Genomic DNA, 15860 nt, shown 5'->3' with positions numbered 1-15860 from the left:
ATAATCGGTGGATGGGGGCGTCAGTCGCTGCGCAGGCCGCGCGCCTCGAGGTTATCGACCAGGCGCCGCAACAGGCGTTCCAGCTGTGGCACCGCGGCGCCATGGCGGGCGGCACTGCGGCAGGCATGGCCGAGCAGGTAGTGGACCTCGGTGCGCCGGCCATGGCGAACGTCCTGGTACATCGAAGAGTAGTTGGCCGCGGTGGCGACGATCACCCGTTGCACGTCTTCGTGCAGGCCCTCGGCAGCCTCGGGCTGGCCGCAACGTCGCAGCAGGCCGGCGAGCTCGTCGCACAGTTGGTCGACCTCGCCCAGGTGGCCGAGCAAGCCGCCGTTGTGGCAGCCGTGAAGCACGGTCAGCGGGTTGATCGCGCAGTTCAGCGCCAGCTTGCGCCACAACCGGGTGGCGATGTCCGGCGTCCATTGGCCGGGGATGCCGGCATCGAGCAGGTCGTCGAACCAGTGCGGCACGCTGGGGTTGCCTGGGTCGCCCAGCCAATTGAAGCCGTGGCCGGCGAAGCGCACCTGCCAGTCGTCCTCGCGGAAGGCGCCTTCGGTGCTGGAGGCGAACACGCAGCGGGCGTGGGGCACCTGTTCGGCGACTTCATCCTGGCTGCCCAGGCCGTTTTGCAACAGCACCAGTTCGCCGCCCTGGGCCAGGCGCGGCGCCAGCTGCGCCACGGCGGGGGCGGCATCGTAGGCCTTGCAGGCCACCAGCAGGCGGTGGATCGGGCCGGGGGCACTGGCGGTCTCGGCAGGGATCGCATAGTGGCGCTGGCCATCGTGCTCGACCAGGGTCAGCCCGCCGCCGCGCTGGTAGGCGGCCAGGCGCTGCGGGTCGCGCAGGATCAGACGTACCGGTTTGCCGGCGCGGGCCAGCCGGCAGGCCCAGAGGCTGCCGAGGCTACCGGCGCCGAGAATATGCCAGGTGCTGCTCATCTGCGTTTCGCAACCCGTTATAATGAGTCCGCATTTTAACCATCAAACCCGACGCGCTCCATCTTCAGGCCGAGCGCGCTTTTTTTTCTGGAGATCAACCATGCCTTCGTTCGACGTGGTATCGGAACTGGACAAGCACGAAGTGCAGAACGCCGTCGACAATGCCATCAAGGACCTCGACCGCCGTTACGACTTGAAGGGCAAGGGCACCTTCGAGTTCAAGGACAAGGAGCAGACCGTGCTGCTGACCGCCGAGGAGGAGTTCCAGCTCGAGGCGATGCTGGAAATCCTGCGCCTGGCGCTGGTCAAGCGCAAGATCGACGTTAAATGCCTGGAAACCAAGGACCCCTACGCCTCGGGCAAGGAAAAGAAGCAGGAAGCCAAGTTCCGCGAGGGTATCGACAAGGACCTGGCCAAGAAAATCGTCGCCACCATCAAGGATGGCAAGCTCAAGGTCCAGGCCGCCATCCAGGGCGAGCAGGTGCGCGTGACCGGCAAGAAGCGCGACGACTTGCAGGAAGCCATTGCCTTGCTGCGCACCAAGGAATTCGACATGCCGCTGCAGTTCAACAACTTCCGCGACTGATCACGGCGTTGGAACCTTGATGGCCTACTGATGTCCATCGGGGCCCGTGGCCGCTGAGGGTTCAGCGGCCTGCTTTACTGTGCACTTGCCGTTCGGCATCAGGAGATGAACATGGATTTGAACGCTGAAGTCGATCAGCTGGTCCGCCAATCGCAAACCTGGATTCCGTTGATCATGGAATACGGCAGCCGCCTGTTGCTGGCGCTGCTGACACTGGCCATCGGCTGGTGGATCATCAACAAGCTCAGTGCCCGGCTGGGCAAGCTGGTGGGGCTGCGTGCCGATGCGGCGCTGCAGGGGTTCATCAGCACCCTGGCAAACATCGTGCTGAAGATTCTGCTGATGGTCAGCGTGGCGTCGATGATCGGTATCGAAACCACCTCGTTCGTCGCCGCCATCGGTGGTGCCACGCTGGCCATCGGCCTGGCCTTGCAGGGCAGCCTGGCCAACTTTGCCGGTGGCGTGCTGATCCTGATGTTCCGCCCGTTCCGTATCGGTGACTGGATCGAAGCCCAGGGCATCAGCGGTACCGTGGACAGCATCCAGATCTTCCACACCGTGGTGCGTACCGGTGACAACAAGACCGTGATCATGCCCAATGGCAGCCTGTCCAACGGCATCATCACCAACACCAACCGCCAGCCGACCCGCAAGGTGGTGTTCGACGTGGGCGTGGACTACGACGCCGACCTGCAGAAGGCGCGCAACGTGTTGCTGGAGCTGGCGCAAGACCCGCGGGTGCTGCAGGACCCGGCGCCGCAGGCGGTGATCTCGACCCTGGGCGACAGCTCGATCACCGTGTCGCTGCGTCTTTGGACCAAGACCGCGGACTACTGGGATGTGCTGTTCATGCTCAACGAGCATGCCCGTGATCGCCTGAGGGCGGAAGGGATCGATATCCCGTTCCCGCAGCGGGTCATCCGCGTGGTGCAGGAGAACGCGGTGCAGTAAGCCGCGCCTTCACCCTCGCTGTTCAACGTGGGGTAAGTCTGTTCCTACAACCTTGTGGGGATGGGCTTACCCCATGTTGCTTTTCCTGCCCTTACACTTGTTCACAGCACAGGCACTGCCAAATCTGGCATATAGCCTGACCCCGCCCTCGATACCTGATGTCCGCCATGAAACCTCTGTTGTATATCACCCCCCTGCGCGCCTTGCTGTTCGGCTTGACCCTGGCGCTGTTCGAACTGCTGACCTACCTGGCCAGTGACGCCGTGATGCCCGCCATGCCGGTGGTGGTCGGTGACCTGCAGGCCAGCCCCGAATACATCCCCCACGCACTGAACCTGTACCTGCTCGGTGGCGTGGTGCTGCAATGGCTGATCGGCCCCCTGGCCGATCGTTTCGGCCGGCGCCCGATGTTGCTGGTGGGTTGCCTGTTCTTCGGCCTGGCCTGCCTGGCGACGTTCTGGGTCCAGGACATCGGCCTGTTCAACCTGCTGCGCCTGCTGCAAGGCATCGGCCTGGGCTTTGTGGTCACGGTCAGCTATCCGGCGCTCAACGAAGCCTTCAGCGAGGCCGACGCCGTGCGCATGATGGCCCTGCTGGCCAATATCGCGCTGCTGTCGCCGTTGCTCGGCCCGCTGGTGGGGACCCTGATGCTGCAATGGCTGGACTGGCGCTGGCTGTTCGTCGCCTTCGCCCTGGGCGCTGTGCTGTGCTGGGTGCTGCTGTACCGCCTGATGCCGGAGACCCTCGGCGTGGAGCGCCGCGATGGCTCGCGCCTGCCGTTCACGCCGATTCAGCTGATGCCGCTGCTGGCCGGTTATGCGCGTTTGCTGGGTAACCGGCGTTTCGTTGCCGGCAGCGCGGCGCTGGGGTTGGTGGGGCTGCCGCTGATTGGCTGGATCGGCCTGTCGCCGGTGCTGCTGATCCACGACGAAGGCCTGAGCACGATGGACTACGCGTTGTGGCAGTTGCCCGTATTCGCCGGGCTGATCCTCGGCAACCTGATCATCAACCGCATCGCCGATCGCTATCCGTTGCCGGCACTGGTACGCGGCGCGTTATGGCCGTACCTGGCAGGCTTGGGGCTGATGGTCCTGGCCACTTGGTGCTGGTCGTCGGTGCCCAGCGTGGTGGCCGGCATGTCGCTGTATGCCCTGGGCCTGGGCGTGGCCAACGCCGTGCTGTACCGCATGACGTTGTTCTCCAGCGAACAGAGCAAGGGCCTGGTATCGGCCATGCTGGGCATGATCACCATCGCGTTGCTGGGGCTGGGTGGCGTGGTGCTGGCGATGCTGGGCGCCGGCGCGAGCCTGCTGCACTTTGCCGTCGCCGCAGGTGTGGCCGGGGCGCTGGCGCTGTTGCCGCTGTGGTTCGTGGTGGGTGGTCGTTCCGGGGAAGGGGTGGTTGCAGGTTAGCATGGCAAGACTGCTGCCACCCAGCGTCCACAGGAGGTGTGGGTGGCAGCGGGCTTGCCCCGCGATGAGGCCGGCGATGGCTTAATGGGTTTCAGCCGCCGGGCTCTGCACCGGCACCGGCTTTCCCCGGCCGGCCTCCTGGCGCCAGTGCAGGGCGATCAGGATCAATGTCGGCACGCCCAGCAGGGCGGTGATCAGGAAGAAATCGTGATAGCCGAACTTTTCCACCATCACCCCTGAGTAGCCGCCGATCAGGCGCGGCAACAGCAGCATGATCGAGCTGAGCAGGGCGTATTGGGTGGCCGAGAACTTCAGGTTGGTCAGGCTCGACAGGTAGGCGACGAATGCCGAGGTGGCCAGGCCTGAGCTGAAGTTGTCCAGGGAAATGGTCACCACCAGCATTTCCAGGTTCGGTCCCATGTCGGCCAGCATCAGGAACAGGATGTTGGTGGCCGCCGAGGCCGCGCCGCCGATGAACAGGATCGGCAAAATACCGAAGCGCACGATCAGCAGGCCGCCGGCGCCGGCGCCGACCAGGGTCATGATCAGGCCGAAGATCTTGCTGACGCTGGCGATCTGGTCCTTGGTGAAGCCCATGTCGATGTAGAACACGTTGGCCATCACCCCCATCACCGTGTCGGACATCCGGTAGGTGGCGATCAGCCCGAGCAGCAGCAGGGCCTGCCAGCGGTAGCGCATGATGAAGTCGTTGACCGGCGTCAGCACCGGCGCCAGGCCGCGACGGCCCAGGGACGACAGGCAGGCCCAGGTCAGCAGCACGTAGAGGATCAGGCGCAGGAAGGCGCGATCCTCCAGCAGCAGGTCGAGCATGGTCGCGTCGCCGAAGACCACGCTGGCCCAGTCGGTGTTGAACATCTGGGTGAAGCTGGCCGGTACCGACACCAGCAGGATGATCAGCACGAACACCGAGGCCAGCTGGTGCGTCAGCCCGTAGCGGGCGGCCGACAGTTGGGTGCGCAGGGGCACTGGCGGTTCGCGCATCACCAGGGTGGTGAACACGGCGGGCAGCATCAACACGCCAAACAGCACGTAGGTGCCGGTCCAGGCTTCATGCAGGTAGCTGAAACCGGTGGAACCGAACCATTCGGCAAAGAACAGTGCACCGGCTGTGGCGAGCAGGGCGGCGACCCGGTAACCGGCCATGTAGCTGGCGGCCAGGGCGGCCTGGCGCTGATCGTCGGCGATCTCCAGGCGGTAGGCGTCGACGGCGATATCCTGGGTCGCCGAGGCGAAGGCCACCAGCACCGCCAGGGCGATCAGCCACGACAGGTGCTTTTGCGGGTCGCAGAAGCCCATGCCGATCAGCCCGAGTACCACCAGCACTTGCGACAGCAGCAACCAGGAGCGGCGCCGGCCCATGCCGCCCAGCAGCGGCAGGCGCCACTGGTCGAGCAGCGGCGACCACACCCACTTGAAGGCGTACGCCAGGCCGATCAGGCTGGCATAACCGATGGTTTCACGCGCCACACCCGCCTCGCGCAGCCACACCGAGAGGGTCGAGAACACCAGCATGTACGGCATGCCGGCGGCGAATCCGAGCAGCAAAAGCACCAGGGTTGACGGGCTGGCATAGGCAGCGAGCGCAGCGCGCCAGGTTTTACGGGGCATGGGCCAACATCTGCCTCAAGGTTTGCGAAAACAAAGCGCGCACTCTAACCGCTGTGCTCCATCGGGCGCCAGCCATGGCGCGCCATATCCACACGATTATTGGCCACATTCACGCCTTCTGCGCGCAGGCGGGCACGCTGTTCGTCGCCCGAGGGGGTGCCCAAGGCCAGGCTCAGCCGGCCACCGGCACCGAGCACGCGGTGCCAGGGCAGGCGGGTGTCGCCAGGCAGTTGTCCCAAGGTGCGGCCAACCCAGCGCGCTGCGCGGCCAAGGCCGGCCAGCTCGGCCAGTTGGCCGTAGCTCACCACCTTGCCGCTGGGGACCTGGCCCAGCACCGAGTACAGCGCCATTCGTCGGGCCTGTGCGTCTTCTGGCGGCGGTGCGTGCGGCGTGGGCATCACGGCGCCCCTGGCCTGTGGATGAAACCGGACAGGCGGTTTGGGTAAATGCGAGTGGAACTCATCGGCATGGGGTGGGTCTGTCCTTGCTCAGGGCCGGGGTATCTGGATAATGCCCGGCTTTTTCGTCGAATCGAACCCGTATTGCATTTATGTATTCTAGAACCCTGCTATGCCTCGTTGCCGTTTCCCTGTGCGCCCCGGCGTTCGCCGACACCGTGTGGATGAAGAACGGTGACCGCCTGAGCGGCAAGATCAAAGTCTTCGATGGTGGCAAGTTGCTGTTGGAAACCCCGTACGGTGGCTCCATCGCCCTGGACTGGAAGCAGGTGCAGACCCTGGAGAGCGACCAGGAGCTGCTGGTCAAGCAGGATGCCTACAGTGGCGAAAAGGCCAAGTCGCTCAAGGCCGCCGAGCCGGGCAAGGTGACCCTGGCCAACGGCGAGGCGCCGAAGACCGTCGAGTTGGCCAGCATCGAGCAGATCATGAAGCCGCGGCCGCTGCTGGAGGACTTTCTGTGGAAAGGCAATGTCGATGTGGCGATGGACTACAAGCGCGCCGAGAACGATACCGACGACTATGACGTCAGCTTCAAGACCACCGCCCGCCACGGGCGCTGGCGGCACAACGCCGAAGGCGAGTACAACCGCGAGACCAAGGACGACGTCACCACCACCAACAACTGGAGCGCCGAGTACGCTCTGGACCGTTTCATCACCGAGAAGTGGTTCTGGCAGGGGCGCCTGGAGTACAAGCGCGACCATATCGAGGACCTGGCCCGCCAGCGCACCGTCGGTACCGGCCCGGGTTATCAGTTCTGGGATGACGAGCTGGGCGCGTTCTCCCTGGGCTCGCTGATCAACCGTACCGATTTCGAATACCGCGATGGTGGCAAGGACAATTTCTATTCCGCCGCGGTGAAGTGGGATTACAACCGCTACCTGATCGGCAAGAAGGTCGAGTTCTTCACCAATGGCGAGTTCGGCAAGCCGTTCGGCGGTGTCGCCGACTACTCGCTGGATGCCGAGATGGGGCTGCGCTACAAGGTGACCGAATGGGCCTCGTTGAACCTCAAGGCCGAGAAGGACGTGATCAGGGGCACGCGTGACAGCGACCTGGACAAGACGCGGTATACCGCCGGGTTCGGGGTAACCTGGTAAGGCGAGCCGGTAAAACACTGTGCATGCTCTTTGTAGGAGCGGCCTTGTGTCGCGATAGGGCCGCAAGGCGGCCCCGGCGATGGCTGCCTCGTCGCTGAGATCCTGGGGCTGCTGCGCAGCCCTTTCGCGACACAAGGCCGCTCCTACAAGGATGTGCGTAGATCCCATAGGTGAGCCTGGCAGCGGCGGGTGATAATGCTTATCTTGTCACTCATCCAGTCTGCCGCCAGGAGCCCACGCCCGTGAGTACCAACGCCCTTCGTCCCGCCCGGGAACTGCTGCTCAAGGAGTACCGCGGCGTCCTCTCGACCCATTCCAAGTCGATGCCCGGCTTCCCTTTTGGCTCGGTGGTGCCCTACTGCCTGGATGCCGAGGGCCATCCGCTGATCCTCATCAGCCGCATCGCCCAGCACACCCACAACCTGCTCAAGGACCCCAAGTGCTCGATGCTGGTGGGCGAGCGCGAAGCAGAGGATGTGCAGGCCGTCGGGCGCCTGACGGTGATGGCCGAGGCCCACAAGCTCAGCGACGAGGCGGCCATCGAAGCGGCCGCGGCGCGCTACTACCGCTACTTCCCCGAGTCGGCGAATTACCACAAGGCCCACGATTTCGACTTCTGGGTGCTGCAACCGGTGCGTCACCGCTACATCGGCGGGTTCGGCGCGATCCACTGGCTCGACCAGGTGACCCTGGGCAATCCGTTTGCCGGCTCCGCCGAGGCCAGCATGATCGCGCACATGAACAGCGACCACGCCAATGCCATCGCTCATTATGTCGAGCTGAGCGGCCTGCCACGCAGTGCGCCAGCCGAGATGGTCGGCATCGACAGCGAAGGCATGCACCTGCGCATCGGCCAGGGGGTCCACTGGCTGGCGTTTCCAGAAACTTGCAATACCCCGACACAAGTCCGCGAGGCCTTGGTACTGCTGGCCCGCGCCGACCAGTGGCCGGTGGCGGTGGCGGTCGAGGGTTGAAAAGCGGCAGCAGGGCATCCATTTGATGGTCTTACAGGAAGATTCTCTTCCATCGAGGAATGCTTGATGCGTGCTTTTCTACTGCTGTTTCTACTCTTCCCTGTGCTGGAGCTGTTCGTCTTCGTCAAGGTCAGCGCCGCCATTGGTTTTTTCCCAGCGCTGTTGCTGATCATCGCCGGTTCCGCCCTGGGTGTGCTGGTGATGCGCGTGGCGGGCCTGGCCACCGCCCTGCGTGCCCGCGAGAGCCTGCAGCGTGGCGAATTGCCCGCCGAGGACATGTTCCAGGGCCTGATGCTGGCGGTCGGTGGTGGCTTGCTGTTGTTGCCGGGCTTTATCAGCGATGTGCTGGGCCTGCTTTGCCTGCTGCCGTTCACCCGCCGCCTGGTGGCCACGAAGATGCGTCGTCGCGCCGAGGAGCAGGCCCTGCGCCAGCGGGCATTCCAGGATGATCCGTCGCAGGCCCGGCCACGTGAGGGCGGCCACCGTCCGAACGTGATCGAGGGCGAGTACGAACGTCGCGATAAATGACACCTCAGGGGCCGCCAAGCGGCCCCGCTTTTTGTCGGCAGTGCGGCCGAACGAAAAAATTTCCCTATCAAGCCTTGTAATCAATTTTGTCGGCCTCATGTATGTGGTCACCGCAAGGTTTCTGGTGGCGACACCAGACATGACTCAAGTGGTTCGCCCGTGGCGGGCCACTCCCGGCAACGCCGGATTGCCTCAACCCGCCGGTGTCGACACCGGCCGATGAAAACCACACTTTAGGAGAGATCGACAATGAAGCTTCGTCCTCTGCATGACCGCGTCGTCATCCGTCGCAGCGAAGAAGAATCGAAAACCGCTGGCGGTATCGTCCTGCCGGGCTCGGCCGCTGAAAAGCCGAACCGCGGCGAAGTCGTCGCCGTCGGCACGGGTCGCATCCTGGACAACGGCGAAGTGCGCGCGCTGGCCGTCAAAGTGGGTGACAAAGTGGTTTTCGGCCCTTACTCGGGCAGCAACACCGTGAAAGTCGATGGCGAAGACCTGCTGGTCATGGCCGAGAACGAAATCCTCGCCGTTATCGAAGGCTGATTTCCCCGACTTCCCGTTACTCCAAAGATTTTTCAAGGATTAAACGATCATGGCTGCTAAAGACGTAAAATTCGGCGATTCCGCTCGTAAGAAAATGCTGGTTGGTGTCAACGTTCTGGCTGACGCAGTAAAAGCGACCCTGGGCCCGAAAGGCCGTAACGTGGTGCTGGCCAAGAGCTTCGGCGCGCCGACCATCACCAAGGACGGCGTTTCCGTCGCCAAGGAAATCGAGCTCAAGGACGCCTTCGAAAACATGGGCGCCCAGCTGGTCAAGGAAGTCGCTTCCAAGGCCAACGACGCTGCCGGTGACGGCACCACCACCGCTACCGTCCTGGCCCAGGCCATCGTCAACGAAGGCCTGAAAGCCGTCGCTGCCGGCATGAACCCAATGGACCTCAAGCGCGGCATCGACAAGGCCACCGCCGCCGTCGTCGCCGAGCTGAAGAACCTGTCCAAGCCATGCGCCGACTCCAAGGCCATCGCTCAGGTAGGTACCATCTCCGCCAACTCCGACAACTCCATCGGTGAAATCATCGCCGAAGCCATGGAAAAAGTCGGTAAAGAAGGCGTGATCACCGTCGAAGAAGGCTCGGGCCTGGAAAACGAACTGTCGGTCGTCGAAGGCATGCAGTTCGACCGTGGCTACCTGTCGCCGTACTTCGTCAACAAGCCGGACACCATGGTTGCCGAGCTGGAAGGCCCGCTGCTGCTGCTGGTCGACAAGAAGATCTCCAACATCCGCGAACTGCTGCCGGTGCTGGAAGCGGTTGCCAAGTCTGGCCGTCCGCTGCTGATCGTGGCTGAAGACGTCGAAGGCGAAGCCCTGGCGACCCTGGTGGTCAACAACATGCGCGGCATCGTCAAGGTTGCCGCGGTCAAGGCCCCGGGCTTCGGCGACCGCCGCAAGGCCATGCTGCAGGACATCGCTGTCCTGACCGGCGGCCAGGTCATCTCCGAAGAAATCGGCCTGACCCTGGAAACCACCACCCTGGAGCACCTGGGTAACGCCAAGCGCGTCATCCTGTCCAAGGAAAACACCACCATCATCGACGGTGCTGGCGTCGACGCCGACATCGAAGCACGCGTCAAGCAGATCCGTGCCCAGATCGAAGAGACTTCCTCGGACTACGACCGCGAGAAGCTGCAAGAGCGCCTGGCCAAGCTGGCTGGCGGTGTTGCCGTGATCAAGGTCGGTGCCGGCACCGAAGTTGAAATGAAAGAGAAGAAGGCCCGCGTTGAAGACGCCCTGCACGCTACCCGTGCAGCCGTCGAAGAAGGCGTGGTGCCTGGCGGTGGTGTTGCCCTGGTTCGCGCCCTGGCCGCTATTGCCGACCTCAAAGGCGACAACGAAGACCAGAACGTCGGTATCGCCCTGCTGCGTCGCGCTGTCGAAGCCCCGCTGCGCCAGATCACTGCCAACGCCGGCGACGAGCCAAGCGTTGTCGCTGACAAGGTCAAGCAAGGTTCGGGCAACTACGGCTACAACGCCGCTACCGGCGAATACGGCGACATGATCGAGATGGGTATCCTGGACCCAGCCAAGGTCACCCGTTCGGCCCTGCAAGCGGCTGCTTCGATCGGCGGTCTGATGATCACCACCGAAGCGATGGTTGCCGACCTGCCGGAAGACAAGCCAGCTGCTGGTGGCATGCCTGACATGGGCGGCATGGGTGGCATGGGCGGCATGATGTAAGCCAGCCTGTACCCTGAAAAAGCCCCGGCTCGCGAGAGCCGGGGCTTTTTCGTTTGTAGCATCGCGCAACGGCTTGGCGTTGCCGCTAAACGCCCCAGCGTAGCCAGCCTTGCTGGCGAAGCAGGCAACGCAAGCGCACAGGCATCCGCTACACCGCGCTGCCTTGAGGTACTGGGGCGTCTTGTCTTGCCCGGCGATACAGCACCAGGTAATACGACCCCAGGCCGATCAACCAGCAGAACACCGCCGTCCACACGTTGTGCGACAAGAAGTGCGCCCCTTGCATCATCCGTCCCAACGACAACACTGAACCTGCGACAAACGCCAGCAACAACGCTGCCCGCGCCAGCCGCGGCTTGCGGTCGCGCAGCACGAAGAACAGCGCGAACAGGCAGAACCCGGTCGTCGCATGGCCACCGGGCCAGCACAGCCCCGGTTTGTCGGTAGGTGGCCGTGGCTCGAGCAACTTGCTGTAGGTTTCCTTGCCGCCGAACTGAGTCAGGCTCCACGGGCATTGCACCTGGGTCAGCTGCTTGAGCGGGGTGACGAAGGCGGTGGACAGCGCCAGGGCCAGCACCAGGCAGCCCAGCTCGCGGCGCCAGCTGAACAACCCTGACCACAGGAAACTCAAGGCGAAGGCGCCGATGCTCAGCACGCCGAGCAGGATCACGCCTTGCTTGACCCGGTCATGCAGGATGGTTTCCAGCAGGTAGCTGTGGCGGCCGATGAACTCGCCGGCCAGCGGGTCGTAGAACAGCTTGGCCAGGTCCATGTCCAGCGAGGTCCATTCCAGCAGAACCAACGCCACGACGGTGACGAAAGGGATGCCCAGGTACAGCCACGGATTGATCGGGCGAGGGCGGACAGATGCCTGCATGGTGACTCCAGTGGATGAGGGGAGGGTGTGAAAATGACCGGGCATTGTCGTGCGCCCGCTATCCTGTGTCCGTGAAGGATCAGTGAAAAATCTGTCAAGTACGCTGAATTCGGCGCAGGGCTGGCACCCCGCGGGCGATGGTCGTAAGCTGCGCCTGCCGCGCCCTGCGAAGCGCCGCACAGGAGACCCCGATGCGCATTCTTTTGGTTGAAGACAACCGCGATATCCTCGCCAACCTGGCCGATTATCTCGGCATGAAGGGCTATACCGTCGATTGTGCCCAGGACGGCCTGTCCGGCCTGCACCTGGCCGCTACCGAGCACTACGACCTGATCGTGCTCGACATCATGCTCCCGGGCATCGATGGCTACACGCTGTGCAAGCGCCTGCGCGAGGACGCCCGTCGCGATACCCCGGTGATCATGCTCACCGCCCGCGACCAACTGGATGACCGTCTGCAGGGCTTCCGTTCCGGGGCTGACGACTACCTGCTCAAGCCATTCGCGCTCTCGGAGCTGGCCGCGCGCATCGAAGCGGTGCTGCGCCGGGCCCAGGGCGGCGGGCGGCGCACGCTGCAGGTCGCCGACCTGAGCTACGACCTCGATACCCTGGAAGTCACCCGCCAGGGCCGCCTGCTCAAACTCAACCCGGTCGGCCTCAAGCTGCTTGCCGTGTTGATGCAGAAAAGCCCCCACGTGCTGCGCCGCGAAGTGTTGGAAGAGGCCCTGTGGGGCGACGACTGCCCGGACAGCGACAGCCTGCGCAGCCATGTCCACCAGTTGCGCCAGGTGATCGACAAGCCGTTCGAAAAGCCCTTGCTGCATACCGTCCATGGCGTCGGCTATCGCCTCGCCGAGGGCCGCGATGGAGTTTAGACAGAGCCTTGCCCAGCGCATCATCATCGCCTTTGCGCTGATGAGCGCGCTGGTCGCCGGGGCCTTCGCCTTCGGCATCGTCGCCACGGTGCACCTGGTCGAGGAGCGCCTGATTTCGTCGGTACTGGGCGGTGACCTGCAGCGCCTGCTGCGCATGGACAGCGTCAGCGACTGGAGCCACCGGCCGCGCCCCGACCAGCTGTTCTACTTCAGCGGCGGGCGCGACGACTTCGAACTGCCCAAGGACCTGCGCCACCTGGACGTCGGTTTTCACGAGGTGTTCCGCGACCAGCTGTCGTACCACGCCATGGTCGAGATCGTCGATGGCCGGCGCTATGTGCTGTTGCAAGACCAGAGCGACTTCGAGGAGCGCGAGCGGGTGCTGTTCGCCGTGGTGGTGGTGGGCTTCGTGCTCAGCCTGGCCCTGGCGGTGATCCTCGGATGGTTGCTGGCGCGGCGGGTGATGGCACCGGTGATTCGCCTGGCGCGCCAGGTGCGCCATCGCGACCAGTTGCTGGGCCTGGCGCCGCCGCTGGCGCCGGACTACGCCGCCGACGAGGTTGGCCAGCTGGCGGTGGCCTTCGACGATACCTTAGGGCGCCTGCGTGATGCCCTGACCCGCGAGCGCCTGTTCACCAGCGACGTCAGCCACGAACTGCGCACGCCCTTGATGGTGCTGGCCACCTCGTGCGAGCTGTTGATGGAGAACCCCAACCTCGAGCGCCGCGCGCGTAGCCAGGTCGAGCGGATTGCCCGGGCGACCGAGGAGATGCGCGAGCTGGTCAAGACCTTCCTGATGCTGGCACGGGCCCAGCGCGACGAGGGCGCGGTGGCCTCGCGGGCAACCCTGCGCGAGGTGGGCGACGATTTGATCGGCGTGTGGCGCGACACCATCGAACAGAAGGGGCTGGTGCTGCACTACGACGGTCGAGCGAATGCCAGCCCGGTGTTGTACAACGCCACCTTCCTGCAATCGGTGATGGGCAACCTGCTGCGCAACGCCGCCCACTATACCGACGGTGGTTACATCCGCCTGAGCCTGGAGGCCAATGGTTTCAGTGTCGAGGACAGCGGCGTGGGTATTCCCGAGGAACAGCGCGAGGCCATGTTCCGGCCCTTCGTGCGCGGTGACGAGCGCCGTGGCGAAGGCCTGGGCCTTGGCCTGTCGCTGGTGCAGCGGATCTGTGACGACCAGGGCTGGCGAGTGACCCTCACCGCGACGCTGCCCCATGGCTGCCGCTTCCAGGTAGACCTGAGCCAAGGCAAGCCGGTGGTGCAGGACAGCGAAGGGCGTGACGGCATCTTGGATCCGGATTAACGTTCGGTAACATCTGCGGCTTGTTCTGACAGATTTTTCACATCGACATGACCTGACACCAACGCTTGCCTGCCTAAGGTGGGGCGCACTGGAGTCAGGAGATGTTCAATGCGTAGCCCCATCAAACTTGCGTTCTCGGAGAAATACGACCGGGACCATGCCCGTGAGTACTTCCTCAAGCACCAGGATGGCCTGGCCCGTCGCCTTTCCCACCAGCGCGACGAGCAATTGGCCCGGCGTGCCCTGGCGCTTGTCGGCGAACCGGGCCTGGTGCTCGACCTGCCCTGTGGTGCCGGGCGTTTTTGGCCGCTGCTGGCGGAAAAGCCCAACCGGGTAATCATTGGCGCGGACAATTCTGCCGCGATGATCGAGACAGCCTGTGCGGCACAACCGCCAGAGGTGGTGGCGCGGGTACGCCCTTTGCAAACTTCTGCCTTCGCGATTGACCTGCCGGATAACGCGGTGGACAGCATTTTTTGCATGCGGCTGTTCCATCACATTGGTGACCCCGCGCATCGGAAAAAAATTCTTTCAGAATTTCAAAGAGTTAGCCGTGACAGTGTGATTCTTTCATTGTGGGTGGATGGTAATTTCAAGGCTTGGCGACGTCGCAAGCTGGAGGTTCGCCGTGGTGCCGGGGCAGCGCAGGACAGCTACCAGAACCGGTTTGTGTTACCAGCGGCTACAGTTGAAGAAGAATTTTCCTCTGCTGGCTTCAGGATTCAGGAACGTCTCGACTTCCTGCCGTTCTATGCCATGTGGCGAGTGTATGTATTGCGCAAGGGGTAGAAATTGATGGCGGTAGCCCAGAAAGAATCCAGGCAGTTCGAGTATTACTGGCAGCAGCAGGGGGAGTGGGTCGAGGAGCCTAACCAGCGCCGCGGTGGCGAGAGTGGTGTACAGCGCCTGAGCGATGAGCGCGGCCATATGCTGTATGCCAAGCGTCAGGTCGGGCATATCTATCGCAGCCTGCTGCACCCGTTCGGCCGGCCCACGGTGTTGCGTGAACTGGATGCATTGAACAGCTTCGAGCAGTTGGGTGTGAGGGTGCCGCGCATCGTTTACGCCGGCGCCGAGCGCGATGCTGATCATCAATGGCGCGCATTGCTGGTGAGCGAGGCGCTCGAGGGTTTCGTCGACCTTGATACCTGGCATGCCGAGGGCGCTCGCGATCGATATCCGCAGGCGGTTCACGAGCGCATGCTCAAGGACCTGGCGGACAATCTAGCGCGTATGCACCTGGGCCATTGGCAGCATGGCTGCCTGTACGGCAAGCATGTGTTCGTCAAGGTGTCGGGCGACGGGGAGCTGGCGCGGGTCGAGGTGGCGTTGCTCGACCTGGAGAAATGCCGGCGGCGGATCAGTTGCCAGCGCGCGGCGTATAACGATTTGCGCCAACTGCGCCGCCATTCGTCGTTCAATGAGGCGGAATGGCAGACGTTGCTCTATTTTTACCAGATGGCGTTTGGCAGCGCTGTCAAAGGGTTAGAGCAATGAAACTAGAAATCGCTCGAGCTTTGTTCCTGGTGGCGGCGTTGGCGGTGACCACCGCGGCGGCGGCGGCCTGGGAGCAGCCTCGGCCTACGGTATTCAGCAAGGCCGAGGTCGGTGGGTTGTGCCCGCTGCCGCGGGTGGCCAAGGCTGACCAGGCGCGGGCGCAGCCGGATCACGATTTGTTGTTGTTTCTGTTTGGGATGAGGCAGGGGTTGCGGCCGTTTGGCTAAATGCTGGCTGGCGCCAGGGGCTTCAGGAAGTTCCTGGCGTTTTGGTTTTGGCGATCATGTTTTGGTTAGTTGGTTAGTTGGTTAGTTGGTTAGTTGGTTAGTTGGTTAGTTGGTTGGTTTTGGTAGTTGTATGCGCATTCATTTGTGATGTCGACGCATAATCACCTTTCCGCCCTTACGGCCATCCCTTTCAAGGTCTTCGGTAGAATCCGCTGAAATCCAGTCAGGAAGACCCGAGCGATGTGGGCTGATGT

Annotated in this window: 17 protein-coding genes; 13 read left to right on the top strand and 4 right to left on the bottom strand. The window is 63.4% G+C overall.

The annotated features are described in order from the left end of the window. Positions 1 to 20: 20 nt before the first annotated feature. On the bottom strand, positions 21 to 938 hold the full coding sequence (locus tag NJG22_RS10840; protein ID WP_253094478.1) for a putative 2-dehydropantoate 2-reductase: 918 nt from the start codon (positions 936 to 938) through the stop codon (positions 21 to 23). 100 nt (positions 939 to 1038) lie between these two features. On the opposite strand from NJG22_RS10840, the gene NJG22_RS10835 reads away from it, so the two are divergent. The 3 genes from NJG22_RS10835 to NJG22_RS10825 all read left to right on the top strand — a co-directional run bounded on the left by NJG22_RS10835 (position 1039) and on the right by NJG22_RS10825 (position 3887). Continuing rightward, positions 1039 to 1524, top strand: a complete 486-nt coding sequence (locus tag NJG22_RS10835) for a YajQ family cyclic di-GMP-binding protein (RefSeq protein WP_011535522.1) — start codon at positions 1039 to 1041, stop codon at positions 1522 to 1524. A gap of 111 nt (positions 1525 to 1635) precedes the next feature. Continuing rightward, complete coding sequence (locus NJG22_RS10830) at positions 1636 to 2475, top strand: mechanosensitive ion channel family protein (protein ID WP_253094476.1); 840 nt, start codon at positions 1636 to 1638, stop codon at positions 2473 to 2475. A gap of 167 nt (positions 2476 to 2642) precedes the next feature. Beyond that, positions 2643 to 3887, top strand: a complete 1245-nt coding sequence (locus NJG22_RS10825) for an MFS transporter (RefSeq protein ID WP_253094474.1) — start codon at positions 2643 to 2645, stop codon at positions 3885 to 3887. An 81-nt stretch (positions 3888 to 3968) separates the two neighbouring features. Here the strand turns inward: NJG22_RS10825 and NJG22_RS10820 are convergent, their stop codons facing one another. Beyond that, on the bottom strand, positions 3969 to 5516 hold the full coding sequence (locus NJG22_RS10820; RefSeq protein ID WP_253094472.1) for an AmpG family muropeptide MFS transporter: 1548 nt from the start codon (positions 5514 to 5516) through the stop codon (positions 3969 to 3971). Positions 5517 to 5560: 44 nt separating this feature from the next. Further along, positions 5561 to 5914, bottom strand: a complete 354-nt coding sequence (locus NJG22_RS10815; RefSeq protein ID WP_253094470.1) for an MGMT family protein — start codon at positions 5912 to 5914, stop codon at positions 5561 to 5563. Positions 5915 to 6066: 152 nt separating this feature from the next. Here NJG22_RS10815 and NJG22_RS10810 point away from each other — a divergent pair, with 152 nt between their 5' ends. From NJG22_RS10810 to groL, 5 genes are all read left to right on the top strand, one after another. Next, positions 6067 to 7074, top strand: coding sequence for a DUF481 domain-containing protein (locus tag NJG22_RS10810; RefSeq protein WP_253094468.1), 1008 nt, complete (start codon positions 6067 to 6069; stop codon positions 7072 to 7074). Between the two features lie 242 nt (positions 7075 to 7316). Continuing rightward, on the top strand, positions 7317 to 8048 hold the full coding sequence (locus NJG22_RS10805) for a DUF2470 domain-containing protein (RefSeq protein WP_253094467.1): 732 nt from the start codon (positions 7317 to 7319) through the stop codon (positions 8046 to 8048). A gap of 66 nt (positions 8049 to 8114) precedes the next feature. Continuing rightward, entirely contained in the window at positions 8115 to 8576 is a 462-nt protein-coding gene (locus tag NJG22_RS10800; RefSeq protein WP_253094465.1) for an FxsA family protein, read from the top strand. 249 nt (positions 8577 to 8825) lie between these two features. Next, positions 8826 to 9119 (top strand): co-chaperone GroES, encoded by a 294-nt coding sequence (locus NJG22_RS10795; RefSeq protein WP_003260750.1) that lies wholly within the window; start codon positions 8826 to 8828, stop codon positions 9117 to 9119. Positions 9120 to 9168: 49 nt separating this feature from the next. Further along, positions 9169 to 10812 carry a chaperonin GroEL gene (groL, locus tag NJG22_RS10790; RefSeq protein WP_253094463.1) on the top strand — a complete coding sequence of 548 codons (1644 nt, stop codon included), beginning with the start codon at positions 9169 to 9171 and terminating at the stop codon, positions 10810 to 10812. Positions 10813 to 10960: 148 nt separating this feature from the next. On the opposite strand, the gene NJG22_RS10785 is transcribed toward groL, so the two are convergent. Beyond that, entirely contained in the window at positions 10961 to 11689 is a 729-nt protein-coding gene (locus NJG22_RS10785; protein ID WP_253094461.1) for a phosphatase PAP2 family protein, read from the bottom strand. A 191-nt stretch (positions 11690 to 11880) separates the two neighbouring features. On the opposite strand from NJG22_RS10785, the gene colR reads away from it, so the two are divergent. The 5 genes from colR to NJG22_RS10760 all read left to right on the top strand — a co-directional run bounded on the left by colR (position 11881) and on the right by NJG22_RS10760 (position 15606). Then, a complete protein-coding gene (gene colR / locus NJG22_RS10780; RefSeq protein ID WP_003255215.1) occupies positions 11881 to 12564 on the top strand; it encodes a two-component system response regulator ColR in 684 nt (227 codons plus the stop codon). Further along, complete coding sequence (locus NJG22_RS10775; RefSeq protein WP_253094458.1) at positions 12554 to 13882, top strand: HAMP domain-containing sensor histidine kinase; 1329 nt, start codon at positions 12554 to 12556, stop codon at positions 13880 to 13882. Before colR ends, NJG22_RS10775 begins: the two co-directional genes overlap by 11 nt. Before the next feature lie 108 nt (positions 13883 to 13990). Continuing rightward, a complete protein-coding gene (locus NJG22_RS10770; RefSeq protein WP_253094456.1) occupies positions 13991 to 14671 on the top strand; it encodes a class I SAM-dependent methyltransferase in 681 nt (226 codons plus the stop codon). A 6-nt stretch (positions 14672 to 14677) separates the two neighbouring features. Further along, positions 14678 to 15379: a lipopolysaccharide kinase InaA family protein gene (locus NJG22_RS10765; RefSeq protein WP_253094454.1), complete on the top strand. Its 702-nt coding sequence runs from the start codon at positions 14678 to 14680 to the stop codon at positions 15377 to 15379. Beyond that, a complete protein-coding gene (locus NJG22_RS10760; protein ID WP_217853062.1) occupies positions 15376 to 15606 on the top strand; it encodes a hypothetical protein in 231 nt (76 codons plus the stop codon). Before NJG22_RS10765 ends, NJG22_RS10760 begins: the two co-directional genes overlap by 4 nt. Positions 15607 to 15860: the final 254 nt, after the last annotated feature.

The organism is Pseudomonas sp. VA159-2, from assembly GCF_024126635.1.
Classification (GTDB): Bacteria; Pseudomonadota; Gammaproteobacteria; order Pseudomonadales; family Pseudomonadaceae; genus Aquipseudomonas; species Aquipseudomonas muyukensis.
This window is presented reverse-complemented; position numbering and strand designations above follow the sequence as displayed.

Coding starts and splice junctions, on each gene's coding strand:
- NJG22_RS10840 (WP_253094478.1), bottom strand. CDS start 938: ATGAGCAGCACCTGGCATATTCTCGGCGCCGGTAGCCTCGGCAGCCTC.
- NJG22_RS10835 (WP_011535522.1), top strand. CDS start 1,039: ATGCCTTCGTTCGACGTGGTATCGGAACTGGACAAGCACGAAGTGCAG.
- NJG22_RS10830 (WP_253094476.1), top strand. CDS start 1,636: ATGGATTTGAACGCTGAAGTCGATCAGCTGGTCCGCCAATCGCAAACC.
- NJG22_RS10825 (WP_253094474.1), top strand. CDS start 2,643: ATGAAACCTCTGTTGTATATCACCCCCCTGCGCGCCTTGCTGTTCGGC.
- NJG22_RS10820 (WP_253094472.1), bottom strand. CDS start 5,516: ATGCCCCGTAAAACCTGGCGCGCTGCGCTCGCTGCCTATGCCAGCCCG.
- NJG22_RS10815 (WP_253094470.1), bottom strand. CDS start 5,914: ATGCCCACGCCGCACGCACCGCCGCCAGAAGACGCACAGGCCCGACGA.
- NJG22_RS10810 (WP_253094468.1), top strand. CDS start 6,067: ATGTATTCTAGAACCCTGCTATGCCTCGTTGCCGTTTCCCTGTGCGCC.
- NJG22_RS10800 (WP_253094465.1), top strand. CDS start 8,115: ATGCGTGCTTTTCTACTGCTGTTTCTACTCTTCCCTGTGCTGGAGCTG.
- NJG22_RS10795 (WP_003260750.1), top strand. CDS start 8,826: ATGAAGCTTCGTCCTCTGCATGACCGCGTCGTCATCCGTCGCAGCGAA.
- groL (WP_253094463.1), top strand. CDS start 9,169: ATGGCTGCTAAAGACGTAAAATTCGGCGATTCCGCTCGTAAGAAAATG.
- NJG22_RS10785 (WP_253094461.1), bottom strand. CDS start 11,689: ATGCAGGCATCTGTCCGCCCTCGCCCGATCAATCCGTGGCTGTACCTG.
- colR (WP_003255215.1), top strand. CDS start 11,881: ATGCGCATTCTTTTGGTTGAAGACAACCGCGATATCCTCGCCAACCTG.
- NJG22_RS10775 (WP_253094458.1), top strand. CDS start 12,554: ATGGAGTTTAGACAGAGCCTTGCCCAGCGCATCATCATCGCCTTTGCG.
- NJG22_RS10770 (WP_253094456.1), top strand. CDS start 13,991: ATGCGTAGCCCCATCAAACTTGCGTTCTCGGAGAAATACGACCGGGAC.
- NJG22_RS10765 (WP_253094454.1), top strand. CDS start 14,678: ATGGCGGTAGCCCAGAAAGAATCCAGGCAGTTCGAGTATTACTGGCAG.
- NJG22_RS10760 (WP_217853062.1), top strand. CDS start 15,376: ATGAAACTAGAAATCGCTCGAGCTTTGTTCCTGGTGGCGGCGTTGGCG.